The sequence below is a fragment of the Priestia sp. RMT2NF4 genome, assembly GCF_047872835.1.
GTDB classification, from domain to species: Bacteria; Bacillota; Bacilli; order Bacillales; family Bacillaceae_H; genus Priestia; species Priestia zanthoxyli.
This window is the reverse complement of record NZ_JBLQZO010000003.1, coordinates 1-15,668: the sequence shown is the minus strand read 5'-3', so window position 1 is coordinate 15,668 and position 15,668 is coordinate 1. Positions and strand designations below refer to the sequence as shown.

The window sequence follows — 15,668 nt, the reverse complement described above, 5'->3', positions numbered from 1 at the left end:
AGAAGAAGACTATCGCCTTCTTCTTTTTTTATATTTCAACAGCATGTCCACCATCTAAAAAGTACAGATAGCGATGCTGCACAGGTTGTTTTACAATCCGCTCAATGGCCTTTGCGTAAAGCTCTAACTGAATGCGGTACCTTTCGATTAGAAACGGTTTTGCTCGTTCAAAATCACCTTCAAAACGATCCGAAATATTATCCGTTTTAAAATCAAGTAAAACGAGGCCTTCTTCCGTTTCATACAAACAATCAATAATACCTTGCACTAAAATCGTTTCGTCTTCCTGCTCCCAATGATCATAGATTTCTTTAGCCGAGACACCTAAACTAAAAGGCATCTCTCTATAAACCTTGCGAGCCGTTCGAATACCTTGTGCAATGTCACTGTCTAAAAAGTCTGCTACATCATTTGCATCAACGGCATCCGCTTGTTCTTGCGTCAATAATTCTTTGGTAACCATTGATTGAATAAAGTCTTGAACCATTTCGAGGGTATAAGCTTTATTTAATGGAAGCTGCTGCATAACGGCATGTGTGGCTGTTCCTTTTTCAGCTCCTGTGAGAGATTTTTCTTGAAGAAACAGCGGACGGTTTCCAAGAGGTGCTTTAGATCCCCGAACGAGATCGTCGCTTCCACCTGCATCCGTCAGCTGCTGCTGCCTTTTTAGTTCAGAAACAGATTGCTTCGAACGATGAACGGAAGCTACACGATAATCATAAGACCAATTTAATCGTCTATACACTTCGTCTTTATAATCGCTGGACTCTGAAACTGGCTCATGCTTTTGAAGAGCGTTCAAGAGCTCTTCATGATGCTGCTGCTCTTCAAGAGGCTGTTCGGCTAAATCAACCGCTAATAACGTTGAAAGTTTCCAGCTTGAAGCATGCTGATGAACCATCTCAGCCGGCTGGACCTCTCCTTCAACCATGTGACTAACATTTTGGTGACGAATTAAAGAAGGTCCAATCCAGTCTAAATAACATTTTGCATCTCTTCTCACGTGAGCTGGAAGCGTCCAATCTTCATGTGCCATAACAGAGCTCCACTGTCTAAGCTTTTCTGGTGCATCTTTTACTGTTCCGACTAAAATAAGCTTTTCTTTCGCACGCGTCAAAGCTACGTATAATACCCGCATTTCTTCTGCCATGCTTTCTTTTTTCATTTTTTTCTTCATGGTCTGCTGAAGAAGAGTCGGGTACGTAATACGCAGTTTTGGATCAATATATTTAGATCCAAAACCTAGTTCTTTATCGAGTAAATATGCTTTATTCAAGTCCATTAAGTTAAACTGACGAGCAAGACCAGCTACAAAAACGACAGGAAACTCAAGACCTTTACTGCTGTGGATCGTCATCAAACGCACCACATCTTCTTGTTCTCCCAGCGCTCGAGCAGCTCCTAAATCGTTCCCTCGATCCTGCATCCGTTCAATAAAGCGTAAAAAGCGGAACAGACCTCTAAATGAAGTCGCCTCATACTGGCGAGCGCGATCGTAAAGAGCACGTAAATTGGCTTGACGCTGTTTCCCGCCAGGAAGTCCGCCAACAAATTCAAAGAAACCCGTGTCGCGGTAAATTTGCCATACTAGTTCTGACAAAGAGCTTTGTCTAGCTTGTGTTCTCCATGCTTTTAACTGCTCATAGAAATATTTCACTTTATCGCGAAGTTCTTCATCATCTGAAACCGCTAAGTACGTTTTCAACGCATCATAATACGTTCCTTTCTTTTGCTCTGCTCTCAGTGTAGCCAACTCTTCATCTGAAAGCCCTACTACCGGTGAGCGAAGAACAGAAGCTAACGGAATGTCTTGATGCGGGTTATCTACTACTTTTAATAAAGACATCATAATCATCACTTCAGTAGCATCAAAATAGCCTGTTGATAAATCCGCATAAATCGGCACGCCTTCTTGTTTAAATTCATCCATAATCTGCGCAGCCCAAGGCATGGAACGAAGCAAAATAACAAAGTCACGATACGTTACGTTTCTCATGATATCGAGCTTGCGATCATATATTTGAAAACGGTTTTGAACGAGTTCTTTGATTTTGCGCGCCATTGCTCTTGCCTCTAACTGAGCCGTTTCAAGCTCTGCTTCTGAAAACGCGACGAGAGAAGAATCCGATTCTTCTTCCGCTCCTTCTTCTGCATTTTCTTTTGCAATCAGCAGAAGCTCCGTTTCCATTCCTTCCACTTTTGGATACGATGCTCCTAATTTTAAAGAAGCATCATCGTCATATGCAATTTCTCCTACTTCTTCATCCATCAGCTGGTTAAAAATAAAGTTTGTGGCGTCAAGCACTTGAGAACGACTTCGGAAGTTTTTATTTAAGTCAATACGTTTTCCAAATTGTCGTCCATCTTGCGTAAATCGCTTGTACTTCGTCAAAAACAAAAATGGCTCCGCTAAACGAAAGCGGTAAATGGATTGTTTTACATCTCCAACCATAAATAAATTCCCTTGTTCTTCACTATCTCTCGTCACTAATTTAATTAGTGTTTCTTGAACCATATTTGTATCTTGATATTCGTCAACAAGCACCTCTTCAAACTGAGTGCGATATTTTTGAGCAATGGACGAAGGCTTAAGCACCCCGTCTTCTTTTACACTCAAGATTTGCAGGCAATAATGCTCTAAATCAGAAAAGTCCACTAAACCTTTCTCTTTTTTGATGTGTTCATATCGTTCACCGAAGCGCTGAACTAAAAAGATTAGCGTTTCAATAACGGGCTTCATTTTTTCAAAATCAGCCATGTAGCCGTGCAAAGGCCTAGAAAACAAATCAGCATGAAGCTTCTCAAGGCTTGTTTTCGCTTTTTTGCGAAGCTCTCCAAAATCATCTAAAAGCTGCGAGTCGTACGCATCTCCTTTACATGGCTTTAAACGAGTAAAATTCAAACTCTGCATTTCTTCATGCAAATCAGCAAAAGAATGCTTAGAAGCGCTGAGCAGCCGATGAATTTGAGCCAAGTCTTCCTCTGCATTAACAGCGCGAGGAGCAGGCCCTCCCGGCAGCTTTGTTAGCTCTAAGCCCTGTTTTAAAATCGACTCAATGCCCATGAGCTGCGTTGTTACTTCTTGTAAAAGAAAAGACAGAAACGGAAGTGAATCAATAGAAGAGTCCTCTGTGACATCATATTGACTCACAATCATTTTAAGCCATCCGTTTGGGTCGGGATTAGATCGTGCAAAGTCATATAGCTTTCTTACCATAAGCTGAATATCTAAGTCATTTCTGTCGCTTGTATAACGATCAATTAAATCAAAGAATCGCTCGTTCTGTTCAATACTGTACTGCTCTTCAAACAGTTCTTCCAATACTTCTTCACGAAGGAGCTCTGCTTCCGTATCATCCGCAATTCGAAAACCAGGGTCTACATCAATCATATAATAATACGTACGAATGACTTCTAAACAAAAAGAATGAAGCGTAGAAATCGACGCACGGTTTAATAAATTAAGCTGTCTGCGCAAGTGTAAAGAAGATGGATTCTTTTTTAACTCTTTTTCCAATGCTTCTCCAATTCGATTTCTCATTTCGGCTGCAGAAGCATTTGTAAACGTAGCAACTAGTAATCTATCAACATCGATTGGTTCCTCGCCCATCGTAATCTTTTTAATAATACGTTCGACTAAAACCGCTGTTTTTCCTGAGCCAGCCGCCGCGGCTACTAATATATCTTGACCGGATGAAACAATGGCGTTCCACTGATCATCCGTCCACTGGGAGTCGGCCGGTTTTACGTGTATATCTTCACTCATCTCGTTTGGCCTCCTCTCGAATTTTATCTAAAATAACATTTTGACTCTCTGTACTAAGCTGACGATATTCGTTGTTTTCCATTGATTCATCGAACTGACAGATTGAGCGGTATTCACAAAACGCACATGGTGTTTTATCTTTTAGCTTATAAGGCGAAATATCAATTTTTCCATTTGTAATCTCAGTACCTGCCTCTACAAACTTACCTCGCACATACTGACGGAGATGTGTAAAATCTTCTTCGCTCGCAACCGAAGAATTGGAATAAAAGCCCCCTGTCTTTTTAATACCCGCCGATATAACCTGTGAGTGCCCTGATTCTAACGTTTCGTCCATTAATCGGACTGCTTCCTCGTCCCCTAAAAGCAGTCCTTTCATTTTAAACTTCTTGAAGATTTCGGCTTCAATTTGATCAGGTTGTAATGCTTTAGTACTGTTGATCATTGGATTATGAACATGGAAATAAAGAACGCCAGCAGGCAATGCTCCTCTATTATCATGAAGAAGCTGTTCAGCATACGTCACGACTATGTCTAAATAAGCTAAAATTTGAAGAGATAAACCGTAGTACACTTCCACTAAGTTTAATGCTTTATCGCTTGATTTATAGTCGACAATACGCAGTAAAAGTCCTTTGGAGCTTTCCGCTTTATCTACCCTGTCAATTCGACCAACGAGTTCCATCGTATGGCCATTTGGCAGTGTAAACTGCATAGAAGGCAGCTCCGCGCTAGGTCCAAATCCAAGCTCCAATCCAACAGGAACAAACCCACTCACCTTAGCGTGCTCACTTAACACAAGCGACGCCCGTTCAATAATTTGCTGCAGCTTATGCGTTAAATAATGGTGACGATTAGAGCTCAATAAAATCTCGTTTTGTAAGCGCGGAGCAAGTTCGTGCACCGCAGCCGTAGAAAGCTGCTGACAGTCTTTTCTCGTTAAGTTCTTCCATTCTTTTTGACCGCCCCGTAGCTCGTCTGAAATCATCTTCAGCGCCGCGTGAAATAACTCGCCTATGTCAGGAGCTGCTAATTTGAAAACTTTTCGTTCTTTAAGCTTAAGCCCGTGAGAAGCAAAATGAGCGTACGGACAGGCTTCAAATTTCTCCATTCTCGATACACTTGCTTGAATATGCTTTCCATACAGACGCTGACTCGTTTTCTTTGTTAACCTTTTTGCTTCGTTTTTATAAAATAAACTGCTTAGTACTTTCTCGCTGTATGAGTTCCAATCTGAATTTTCTACATAAAAATTATATACATCCCACCAAGCGGAACTCATCGGATAATGGCGTTTCCACCCTTGCAGCTGGCTAGCTAAATGCGCGATGCTCGTTAAGGGATTTGTTATATAATCAACTTGCTTTTCTTCTTCTAAATCCGTAGGCTCCGTCATTAACAGCTTTTCCTGCAGGAGCGGAAATAGCTCTTTTAATCGATTAATAACGAGTGAAGGCAGCAGAGTCTTCCCTTCCTCATTGGCAAGAGGATACGAAACATAAAGTTTTTCAGAAGAGCTGGAAAGTGCTAAATAAATGAGAAATTGTTCGTCAAACAGCTTTTGCCTTCCAGTTGGCGCAAGTAATAAGCCTGATTCAAGCAGCTGCTCTCTCTCTTTCTCAGATAACAGGCCATCGCTTTTTGGTTTAGCTGGAATCACACCGTCATTTACGCCTAGCACAAAGCTTGCTTTGATATCGGATAAACGCGAACGCTCAAAACTTGCCACAACCACTTGATCCAGTGCAGGCGGAACAAGTGCAAACTGCATGCTGTCAAGCCCTGTCTCAAATAGATCCGCGAACAAAGAAATCGATACTTTCTCTTCTCCCATCATTTCAACAAACTGATCAAATAAGTGAAGAATTGCTTTCCATACCTGCTCGTGCTCTCTTGCTTCTTGAAGCTTTCCTTCTTCTTCACATCGATTGCGCAGCGCTTCTATCTTTTGTGGAATATCTAAATTCGTTAAAAAACGATAGAGTGCTTCTGCTTTTTCTTTTCCTATTTTCGCTTGTTTTAATTTTTGCTGAAGCGAATAAATAGGAGGAACAATCATATTTTTTAATTCATTTATTTTTTGCTCAAAAGCAAGCTCTTCGTCAGTTTTCCCAAGGTTCATGTCTTCAAGCGAACGATATTTTCTGTAGGTAAATGGCTCCTTACTCGTCCACTTAGATCCTTGAATACCGTAAGCAAGTACGTAATTTTCTAATTCATCCATCTCTTCGCGAAGCTGGTGCACATCAGATGACAAAGGAAATAAAAGGTCTGTTTTCACTGCCCGAAAGATGGTTTCGTATCGCCATGACCCGCTTACCACCTCTAAGACTGAGCGAATAAATTCAACGAGTGGATGGTGAAACATCGCTCGCTTTTGGTCAATAAAGTACGGAATTTCATAATCTCGAAAAATGGTTTGAAGCAAGTCATGATAGTCTTCTGCATTTCTAACAATCAAGGCAATATCACGATAGCGATAGCCGTGATCACGCACAAGCGACAGCACTTCTCTCGCAATCCCTTCTACCTCTGCTCTTCGGCTAACAGCAGGCAGCAGCTGAATGTGCTCGGGCTCTGACTGAAATTCCGGCGTTGGCCGTTCATCATAATATCGTTCTAAATAGGCAAGCTCTGGACTGTTTTGATGCCTTTTTTGTTCATTAAATACGTTTGGCTCTTGAATCTCTATCCCGTTTTCAGCCGCCAGGCCCATTATTTCTTGATACGTTTCGCTCGTTAATCGAAACAAGTGCAGGTCATTTGGAATAAAATCTTGATATGAATAATCAGAAGTAACCGCTATTTTCACTTCTCTACAAACTTTCATCAGCTCTACTAATACCGTTAATTCTTGAGGAGTATAGTGATGAAATCCATCTACATAAATCGTTGCTTGAGCAAGGTACGCAGAAGAGACTACTTTTTCACTCAGCAGCTTCAAATAATCTTCTCCATCTACATATTTTGTCATCAGCTGTTTTTCTAATTCTCCGTAAATGAGATGTAAATCATGTAATTTATCAGCAAGGACTTTCTCATCTTCTGCTTGAAGTTTTTGCTTCATCTCTTCGAGAGACGGTGCATCTACCGTGTACTGTTTAAATTCTTTAACCATTTTTTCTAGTTCTTCAATAAACCCTGCTTGTTCTGAAGAATTCGCAAACAATCGAAGCTCTTTTTTTTGATGCTCGATAATTTTTTTAAGCATCATATGAATACCTGTTTGATCCACATGATAGCGGCTAATACCTCCGACTTCTTGCAGGATACGCCACGCAAGACGTGTAAAACTATAAACTTGAGCACGCATCATGCCTTCTAACCCAGGTGTTTGAACAAGCGCATACTCCGACTGAAATGTCATCTGTTCAGGTACAATATAAATAAGTGGATGCCCAAGCGGAGCATTTAACAGCTCTTGGCGCATGCTATTTAAAAGATATTCCGTTTTCCCGCTTCCTGAACGTCCTAATAAAAACTGTAGCCCCACGTTTTCACCCCTTCATTTTTCTTCTCTATATTTTTAGTTGTTTAAGTGCAAAATGGATAAACGCCACGCAAACACGTGACGCAGTCGTCAAAATTTTATAGTGATAATCAGCTAAATCTCTCTATCTCTCTCCTTATTATTTTACTGAACTTGCAGACAAAATTCCACTTTGCACATATGTGAAATGCTGGATGCAACAAAAAAACTTTTCAGTAGCCAAATGACCACTGAAAAGTTTTAGAAAAGCGAGTTATTTTCTACTTTTACATCATGATTCCACCATCTACATGCAGTGTTGTGCCGTTAATATAGTTGGACTCATCAGAGGCTAAATAAAGATAAGCATAACCAATGTCAGAAGGCTGACCTAACCTTTGTAAAGGAATAGTGGATTTCATTTGATCAATGATTTTGTCCGGCATCGCCTTCACCATATCCGTCTCAATAAACCCGGGAGCTACAGCGTTTACATTAATTCCTTTTCGCCCAAGCTCTTTAGCCCATGTTTTTGTCATTCCCACTACGCCGGCTTTTGTCGCCGCATAGTTTGTTTGACCAACATTTCCATATACGCCGGATACCGAAGATGTGCTGATAATTTTCCCTTTACCTTGAGCAATCATATGCGGTACAACGGCTTGCGTACAGTGAAAAACGCCTGTAAGGTTTACGTTAATGACCGCTTGAAAATTTTCAACTGATAATTTAGTTAGCATTCCATCTCTGGTAATACCTGCATTATTAATTAAAATATCTATTTTAGAGAAGCGTTTCACGACTTCTTCTACCATTGCATCTACACTGTCTCGATCCGCTACGTTTACTTGAAAGAATGCTACATCTCCGCCTTCTTCTTTTAGCTGAGCTGCTCGTTCTTCTCCTACTTTTGCATCGTAGTCAACCATAGCGACCTTTGCACCCTCTTGTGCGAAAATTCGAGAAGCTTCGAACCCTAACCCATTTGCTGCACCCGTAATAATTGCCACTTTATCTTTTAATCTCATGTCACCCGCGCTATAAGACGCTTACTAACAACGATTAATCAGCAAGTCGCTTGAATCTTAGTAGCGCATTCCCCTCCTCAAAACGACGCCAAGCACGTCTTAATGATCATTCGGTGCTTTTCTAGTAATGATCCCTCTACTTACATCTTAGTAGTCAAGCTCAAAAATCATTCATATAATTTTTAAGAAAACGTTTTGAAATACATGAGGTGATAATACATGTTGAGAAAAAACATGTATATCTCTAGAAAACAAAGGGTTCATTACTTAGGTGCAACTAGGAATAGACGTCTAATTTATTCCCAGTTTTTTCTTTTATTTTAGCATATTTTTCACAATTGATAAACAAAAAACTTGTTCATTACTAGACAGATACTCTGTATGTGCATTGTTCTACCAACCGAATAAACAGACAAATAACTTCTTTAAGAAAAAGGCAAAAAACCTTTCAAAAATGCTGCTGTATTCCTATAAGAAAAGGTTTTTCCATAGTTTACAATACCCTCTTCTGCTGTATGTATAACAAAAGACTGCCTATTAAAAAGCAGTCTTTCATCACTATTTGTTATATATAAACAAACTATTTGTCATACTGTTTCACTTTAGATTTTTCATTTAATCTTCGTTCAATTTGCTTTCCAACAAGCCATAGGACAAAAATGATCACTAAAACAAGTACTGCTTTTAAAGGCTGTTTCACAAATGAAACAAAATCGGCCCCAATAAAGCTCATCATAAATATCATGACCATTTTACCCGCTAATACAGCAAGCATAAACTGAGCCATACTGACACGTGATAGTCCAGCTACTACATTAATCGCTGAAGACGGCGTAAAGGGGAAACAAAGCATAATAAACAGCGGTCCAAAACCGTGTCTTTCCACCCAAATCATAATCTTTCGAATTTGCGCATGGCGGCTGATAAAATGTAAAAACCTCGCCTGTCCGTATTTTCTAAAAATCAAAAAGACAAGCAGTGATCCAACGCAGCTCCCGATCCATGAAATTAAAAAGCCTAACCATAAGCCAAAGGCAGCAGCATTAGCCATTACAAACGCAAAAAGCGGCAAGATAGGGATAAACGCTTCTAAAATAGGCAACAGCAGTCCGGGAATGATCCCAAATGATTGATATTGTTTTAATAACTCGAGGACGCCGTCTAATGTCAAATAATGCTTTAATGTTTCAAAATCCATCGAATGTTCTCCTTATTTAAACAACTGTGCTACTTTTCACTTATTGTACTACTTTCCTTTACCAAACAAAAGTTTTACAGCGTTTTATCTTTTCTGCCCTGTTGCGCTTGCCATATAGCCAGCCCTTACTTACACGAGCAGAACCTCTAGAACAACATGTGCTTTTACTTAGACTGCTGCAAATAACGTTTAAACCAGCTGGTTAAATATTTTAGTCTCGCCGTTCGTAAATTAGGCTTACCGCTTCTAGAAAGTTCATGGTTAGACTGAGGAAAACGAATAAATTCTACTTCTTTATCTTTTCTTTTTAGTGCCACATAAAGCTGTTCAGCTTGTTCAATTGGACATCTATAATCCTGTTCGCTATGCAAGATTAACAGCGGTGTTTTCACGTTCTCCGCTAAACGAAGCGGCGAGTGGTTCCAAAGTTTTTCCGGATTCTCATAAATATCAGCTTTCAATTCCCATTCGGTAAAATAATAGCCAATATCACTAACGCCGTAAAAACTCGTCCAATTTGAAATAGACCGTTGCGTCACCGCTGCTTTAAACCGATTTGTACTTCCTACAATCCAGTTTGTCATAAATCCTCCGTAGCTTCCTCCTGTTACGCCAAGTTTATCTTCATTAATATAAGAGTAGCGGTTAATTGCTTCGTCGGTTACTGCCATCAAATCCATATAATCCATGCCTCCGTAATCTCCTCGAACGGCATCTGTAAAGGCTTGACCATATCCTCTTCCGCCTCTTGGATTAGAAAAGAGGATATTGAACCCTTTTGATGCAAGCACTTGAAATTCAAACATAAATGTATGACCATACATAAGATGCGGACCTCCGTGAATTTCTAAAATGGTTGGAGATACATCGTTGGCAGCAGCCGCTTTTACGACCCAACTGTAGATATGTATACCGTCCGTGGCAGTCGCGCAAAAAGATTCTGCTTCCGTTAACTGCACATGCTTTAAAAATGAATCATTAACGTTTGTCAGCTTCACTAGTTCCTCTGTTTTTAAATTTAAAGAATAAAGATCTCCGGGATGTGTAAATGTACTGATTGCTACGATAGCTTCCTCACCGTTGGGAAGAACAGATACCCCGTATACGTGAGCATTATCCATAAGCACAGAGTCTAACTTTCCATTTACATTTCCTTTATATATGCCTACAGAACCCTTTTCACTTACGACAAAATAAAATTCTTCCTTACTGCTCCACATAATTCCCGCTGCGGTTCTTCCAAAGTGAAAATCTCCTGCTACCATATCTCCTATTTCTAAGTCTATACCTGCAGTGATACAAGCTGTTTTTTGATTGGAGACCTGATAAATATATATGTCATTCATTGAAGCCGATCCGTATGTACGTTCATTTCCAATGTAAGCTATGTATGACCCATCTGGTGACCACGAAACTTGATGAAAATATCCTGTTTCTGCTGTAATAGATGTTAACTTTTTAGTATCACGATGCAAAATAAACACGTCCATGGTTAACGATAAATCCGGATTCTCTCCTCGGCTGCTGCAAAATACAATTGAATTTGCATCAGGGGCCCAGCATCCTACAGAGTGATGATAAGGTCCATCCGTTAAAAACGTCACTTCTTTATTTTTAAGTTTAACGACCGCAACTTGCGTATATTCACCTTTTAAATAGCCGCTAGCATCGGATTTATACAACAAACGTTCCACTTCGTATGGCTGAGGATGCTCATGATTTTGTTCAACTCTTACAGCTTTTTCTTCTACTTTTGTAGAAAACATAATTTCATCACTATAAGGAGACCATACGGGATTACTAACGCCTTTTTCACAATCTGTGAGTGCTTCTGCTTCCCCGCCTGTCGCTGCTAATAGATAGAGCTGAACGGTTTGACTGCGATCTGATAAAAAAGCAATCCACCTGCCGTCAGGAGACCAGGCGGGAGAATGATTATTTCCTTTATAATACGTCAATTGCTTTGTTTTTTTTGTTTCAAGATCTAACATAAACAGCTGCGTCTCATAACCGTTTTCTATTTTTTTCGTTTCTCGAACCGTATAAACTACACTTTTTCCATCTGGAGAAATCTGAGGGTTATACACAGACTTCAATTCATACAAATCCTCTACCGTTACCGTACGCTTTTTTAAATGATTCAATTTCTTCGCCCCCAAGGATTCATTTTTAAACCAAATAGCCAATCGATAAAAACGAAAGTAGCGTTTCCCTCTTACTTTATCATTTCTAAAAATAAAAATCTAAAAATTTAGAAAATTAGTTGTTTTTTCTTCTTTTAATCTATATAATAATAAAAAGGGTGCAGAGGTGATGAGGTATGAACAATGAAAAATCGTACACGGAAATGATGAAGTCCCTCGCTCGCAAGAAAAAAGTAATTGATACTGTGAGTATGTTGGATGTTTATATCGAAATGGTAATTGATGAATCGCTTTTTAAGCGTCAAAAAGAACTGTTAGAAACAAACATTAACACGGCATTAGATCAACGTGATGAAACTGCTTTTTATGAGCTATCAGCACAGTACCAATCCTTACTTCAAACATCTACTTAATATTTCAAGAAGTTCATTCATGTTAATGATTTATATGTACGTTTAACAGGCAGATACTTTCTTCTCAGGAAGAACAGCTGTCTGTTAAATCGTGTTTACTACATAAAAAAAGATTCTTACAGATGTAAGAATCTTTTTTGTTAGGATTTTTCCTATGAGTGGAAGTAACTAACCGTTCCACTCATAGATTTTTTGTTATTTATGTGCCTGAAACTGCTCTTCTTCCGTTGAACCTTTTAAAGCTGTGGTAGAGGAAGTCCCACCAGAAACTACTTGCGCCACTTCATCAAAATAACCCGTTCCTACTTCACGCTGATGTCTTGTAGCAGTATATCCATTTATTTCACTAGCAAACTCTCTCTCTTGTAACTCTGAATAAGCTGCCATTCCTCTTGTTTTATATCCTCGTGCCAGCTCAAACATGCTGTGATTTAAAGCATGGAAGCCAGCAAGCGTAACGAATTGGAATTTGTAGCCCATTTTTGCGATTTCTCTTTGGAACTTTTCAATCGTTTTCTTATCTAATTTTTTCTTCCAGTTGAAAGATGGTGAACAGTTATAAGCAAGCATTTTACCTGGGAATTTTTCATGAATAGCATCTGCAAATTTTTGTGCTTGTTCCAAGTTTGGTTCAGACGTTTCACACCATACTAGATCAGCATATGGCGCATATGCTAAGCCACGAGCAATAGCTTGATCGATTCCGGCTCTCGTGCGATAAAAACCTTCAGCGGTGCGTTCACCTGTAATAAACTGGCGATCTACAGGATCAACATCACTTGTAATTAAATCAGCGGCATCAGCATCGGTACGAGCAATCAGAAGTGTTGGAACACCCATTACATCAGCAGCTAAACGAGCAGCAATCAAATTTTTCACAGCGGTCTGAGTTGGCAGCAATACCTTGCCGCCAAGGTGGCCACACTTTTTCTCAGAGGATAATTGATCTTCAAAGTGTACGGCAGATGCTCCCGACTCAATCATTCCTTTCATTAGTTCAAATACGTTTAACTGTCCTCCAAACCCTGCTTCTGCATCTGCTACAATTGGAGCAAAGTAATCGATATCCCCTTCTCCTTCTAAATGCTGAATTTGATCGGCACGCTGCAGCGCTTGATTGATTCGTTTCACAACATGCGGCACGCTGTTTGCCGGGTATAAACTTTGATCAGGATACATGTTTCCTGAAAGATTTGCATCTGCAGCTACTTGCCATCCGCTTAAGTAAATTGCTTTTAACCCCGCTTTTACCTGTTGTACTGCTTGATTTCCTGTTAAAGCTCCTAATGCATGAACGTATGGCTCTGTTTTTAATAAGTTCCAGAACTTTTCGGCTCCTCTTCTAGCAAGCGTATGTTCAATATCAATGGACCCTCTTAGCCCAATGACTTTTTCTGCAGAATATGGACGTTCAATTCCTTTCCAACGCTCATCGCTTTTCCAGTTCTCTTCAAGGTTTTTTACACGAATGTCTTTCATTCTTTATACCCCCTAATGAATTTAAAATTCTATATTCATAAAAATATAAAACGCAGCAGTTAGAATATGTCTGTTTCATGATGAAGTAAATTAGCAGTTTGCCATAGTGTTAGAGAGAACGTAGATGAAATAAGTAAGTAGTTGAAGGACATGTAGTAAGACTTAGCTGAGGTGAATATACGCTGAGAATTTAGACTGCTATCTTTTCAATCACAAATAACTATTCCTCCCTATTGTTATAAAACAGTTTTTATTTTACATACGTTATTATATAACAGTACTTTCGAAAATGAAACCTCCTTTTAGAATTTTTTTCCTACTCGCAAGGAGGCTTTTCTATTAATACCTACGTATAAAAGGCTTCATATATCCTTTACTTTTTCTTATATCACTTATTCATTTCTTTCATACTTCTCAACAAATGAAATTCTTTCCAATATTGTTGGATGACCATATCGAAAAATTTTCACTAAATACGGCGGATTCACCTGGGACAGTCCTGATTTTGTTAAATCCTGAAATGTTTTAATAGCAGCTTGTTTATCTCCTGTTAAGTCCATGGCGTACGTGTCAGATTGAAGTTCATGATGACGCGACTGCATATTTGTTAAAGGACTTACAGCAAATGTGAGCACAGAAAAAATAAGTAGAATAAGCGGTAATGAATTTAAATCACTAAGAGAAGTGATTTTTAATGCTTTCCCCCATCTCTTAATCACAAAGCTAGCTAAATGTTTCGTTAGCCATAAACCTACAATCGATAAAACTAAGGCTGAAGCAATCCCTACATAAATATGTTTCTTCACATAGTGACCCATTTCGTGCGCCATGATAAACAAAATTTCACGTTCCGTCAATTTATTAAGAGTAGTATCCCATAACACAATTCTTGAATTAGAACCTATTCCCGTTACATATGCATTGAGAGAGTTCGTTTTTTCAGACATGTTTACTTCATATACATGCTTAGCAGGTATATGAGCTTCATCTGCTAAATGCAAAATTTTCGTCTCCAGCTCTTTATTCTTTAATGGATAAAAATCGTTATATAACGGATCGATAACCACTGGTTGAATAAACGTCAAAAATAGCGTAAATGGAATAGATACTAGCCACGCATACAGCCACCATCTTTTTGAAAACTTACGAATGAATGCATATAACACAGCAATCACTAAAAACATCGTGGCATAGTTCACCCAAAAATCTGTAAAAAGATCTTTCATCCATCCTCGGAAAGGTTGCGTCGTAATATGGTAAGCCGTTGAAAGCTTATAGCTAATCCAGTCCATAGGAAAAGAGTAGATCAGCAGCAGAACAGATAACCAAAATACATAAATAGCAGTTTGGAGAAGACTGAAACGGCTGACGTCTTTAGACCACTTATTCACTTTCTTAGACACACCTAACACTAAAATTAAAATAAACCCTAACCACTCATATGGAATTCGGATAAAAAAGAGCGCATCTCTAATCTTTGAATATTTTTCGGTTAACATAAGTTCTCTTGCATTCATAAACGTAGCCGGATCCACGCTGGTACCTTTTAATGATTGTGGAATAGAGGTGTCACTTATATAAAATAAATACACCCATATACAAGCTGCATACACAAGAAAAACTCCGATGGACCACAAAACAATTTTTTTCACGTATTCCCCTCCTTTTGTACAAACAGTATTCTGTTATTACTATTGTAGGTTTTTTTTCGAAATTTAGAACAAGCGTTTAGAGATGTACTATAGGAAATGCAAATTGTGAAGAGAAAATCATAGAAAAACGAAAAATAGAGTTTATTCTTTTGTCTAAACTCTGTTTACAAACAAAAAAAGCAGTTTGCATATGCAAACTGCTTTTGAGATGACCCGTACGGGATTCGAACCCGTGTTACCGCCGTGAAAGGGCGGTGTCTTAACCGCTTGACCAACGGGCCAGTATGGCTCCACAGGTAGGACTCGAACCTACGACCGATCGGTTAACAGCCGATAGCTCTACCACTGAGCTACTGTGGAATATGGTGGGCCTAAGTGGACTCGAACCACCGACCTCACGCTTATCAGGCGTGCGCTCTAACCAGCTGAGCTATAGGCCCATTATTTGGAGCGGGTGATGAGAATCGAACTCACGACATCAGCTTGGAAGGCTGAGGTTTTACCACTAAACTACACCCG

Annotated in this window: 8 protein-coding genes and 3 tRNA genes; 1 reads left to right on the top strand and 10 read right to left on the bottom strand. The window is 39.3% G+C overall.

What is annotated here, in order from left to right; all coding sequences use genetic code 11:
* Nucleotides 1-28: 28 nt before the first annotated feature.
* The 5 genes from addA to ACMX9J_RS13610 form a co-directional block, all read right to left on the bottom strand.
* Nucleotides 29-3,766 carry a helicase-exonuclease AddAB subunit AddA gene (gene addA, locus ACMX9J_RS13630; RefSeq protein WP_014461642.1) on the bottom strand — a complete coding sequence of 1,246 codons (3,738 nt, stop codon included), beginning with the start codon at nucleotides 3,764-3,766 and terminating at the stop codon, nucleotides 29-31.
* On the bottom strand, nucleotides 3,759-7,259 hold the full coding sequence (gene addB, locus ACMX9J_RS13625) for a helicase-exonuclease AddAB subunit AddB (protein ID WP_416225851.1): 3,501 nt from the start codon (nucleotides 7,257-7,259) through the stop codon (nucleotides 3,759-3,761). Before addB ends, addA begins: the two co-directional genes overlap by 8 nt.
* A gap of 263 nt (nucleotides 7,260-7,522) precedes the next feature.
* Nucleotides 7,523-8,263, bottom strand: coding sequence for a 3-oxoacyl-ACP reductase FabG (gene fabG / locus ACMX9J_RS13620; RefSeq protein ID WP_014461644.1), 741 nt, complete (start codon nucleotides 8,261-8,263; stop codon nucleotides 7,523-7,525).
* Nucleotides 8,264-8,843: 580 nt separating this feature from the next.
* The gene (locus tag ACMX9J_RS13615; RefSeq protein WP_028412419.1) at nucleotides 8,844-9,461 is read right to left on the bottom strand and encodes a TVP38/TMEM64 family protein; all 618 of its coding nucleotides are present in this window, start codon (nucleotides 9,459-9,461) and stop codon (nucleotides 8,844-8,846) included.
* Nucleotides 9,462-9,625: 164 nt separating this feature from the next.
* Complete coding sequence (locus ACMX9J_RS13610; RefSeq protein ID WP_416225850.1) at nucleotides 9,626-11,605, bottom strand: S9 family peptidase; 1,980 nt, start codon at nucleotides 11,603-11,605, stop codon at nucleotides 9,626-9,628.
* 176 nt (nucleotides 11,606-11,781) lie between these two features.
* On the opposite strand from ACMX9J_RS13610, the gene ACMX9J_RS13605 reads away from it, so the two are divergent.
* The gene (locus ACMX9J_RS13605) at nucleotides 11,782-12,018 is read left to right on the top strand and encodes an IDEAL domain-containing protein (RefSeq protein ID WP_028412421.1); all 237 of its coding nucleotides are present in this window, start codon (nucleotides 11,782-11,784) and stop codon (nucleotides 12,016-12,018) included.
* Nucleotides 12,019-12,213: 195 nt separating this feature from the next.
* On the opposite strand, the gene aceA is transcribed toward ACMX9J_RS13605, so the two are convergent.
* From aceA to ACMX9J_RS13580, 5 genes are all read right to left on the bottom strand, one after another.
* Nucleotides 12,214-13,497 carry an isocitrate lyase gene (gene aceA / locus ACMX9J_RS13600; RefSeq protein WP_014461647.1) on the bottom strand — a complete coding sequence of 428 codons (1,284 nt, stop codon included), beginning with the start codon at nucleotides 13,495-13,497 and terminating at the stop codon, nucleotides 12,214-12,216.
* Between the two features lie 392 nt (nucleotides 13,498-13,889).
* Nucleotides 13,890-15,149, bottom strand: coding sequence for a M48 family metallopeptidase (locus ACMX9J_RS13595; RefSeq protein ID WP_098625728.1), 1,260 nt, complete (start codon nucleotides 15,147-15,149; stop codon nucleotides 13,890-13,892).
* Between the two features lie 209 nt (nucleotides 15,150-15,358).
* Nucleotides 15,359-15,430: transfer RNA gene (locus ACMX9J_RS13590), tRNA-Glu, on the bottom strand.
* Nucleotides 15,431-15,434: 4 nt separating this feature from the next.
* A tRNA-Asn gene (locus ACMX9J_RS13585) sits at nucleotides 15,435-15,509 on the bottom strand.
* A 3-nt stretch (nucleotides 15,510-15,512) separates the two neighbouring features.
* Nucleotides 15,513-15,589, bottom strand: a tRNA-Ile gene (locus tag ACMX9J_RS13580).
* Between the last annotated feature and the right edge of the window lie 79 nt (nucleotides 15,590-15,668).

What these genes read in the sequence shown, in the direction of transcription:
- addA (WP_014461642.1), bottom strand. Translation starts at nt 3,766, where the DNA reads ATGAGTGAAGATATACACGTAAAACCGGCCGACTCCCAGTGGACGGAT.
- fabG (WP_014461644.1), bottom strand. Translation starts at nt 8,263, where the DNA reads ATGAGATTAAAAGATAAAGTGGCAATTATTACGGGTGCAGCAAATGGG.
- ACMX9J_RS13615 (WP_028412419.1), bottom strand. Translation starts at nt 9,461, where the DNA reads ATGGATTTTGAAACATTAAAGCATTATTTGACATTAGACGGCGTCCTC.
- ACMX9J_RS13605 (WP_028412421.1), top strand. Translation starts at nt 11,782, where the DNA reads ATGAACAATGAAAAATCGTACACGGAAATGATGAAGTCCCTCGCTCGC.
- aceA (WP_014461647.1), bottom strand. Translation starts at nt 13,497, where the DNA reads ATGAAAGACATTCGTGTAAAAAACCTTGAAGAGAACTGGAAAAGCGAT.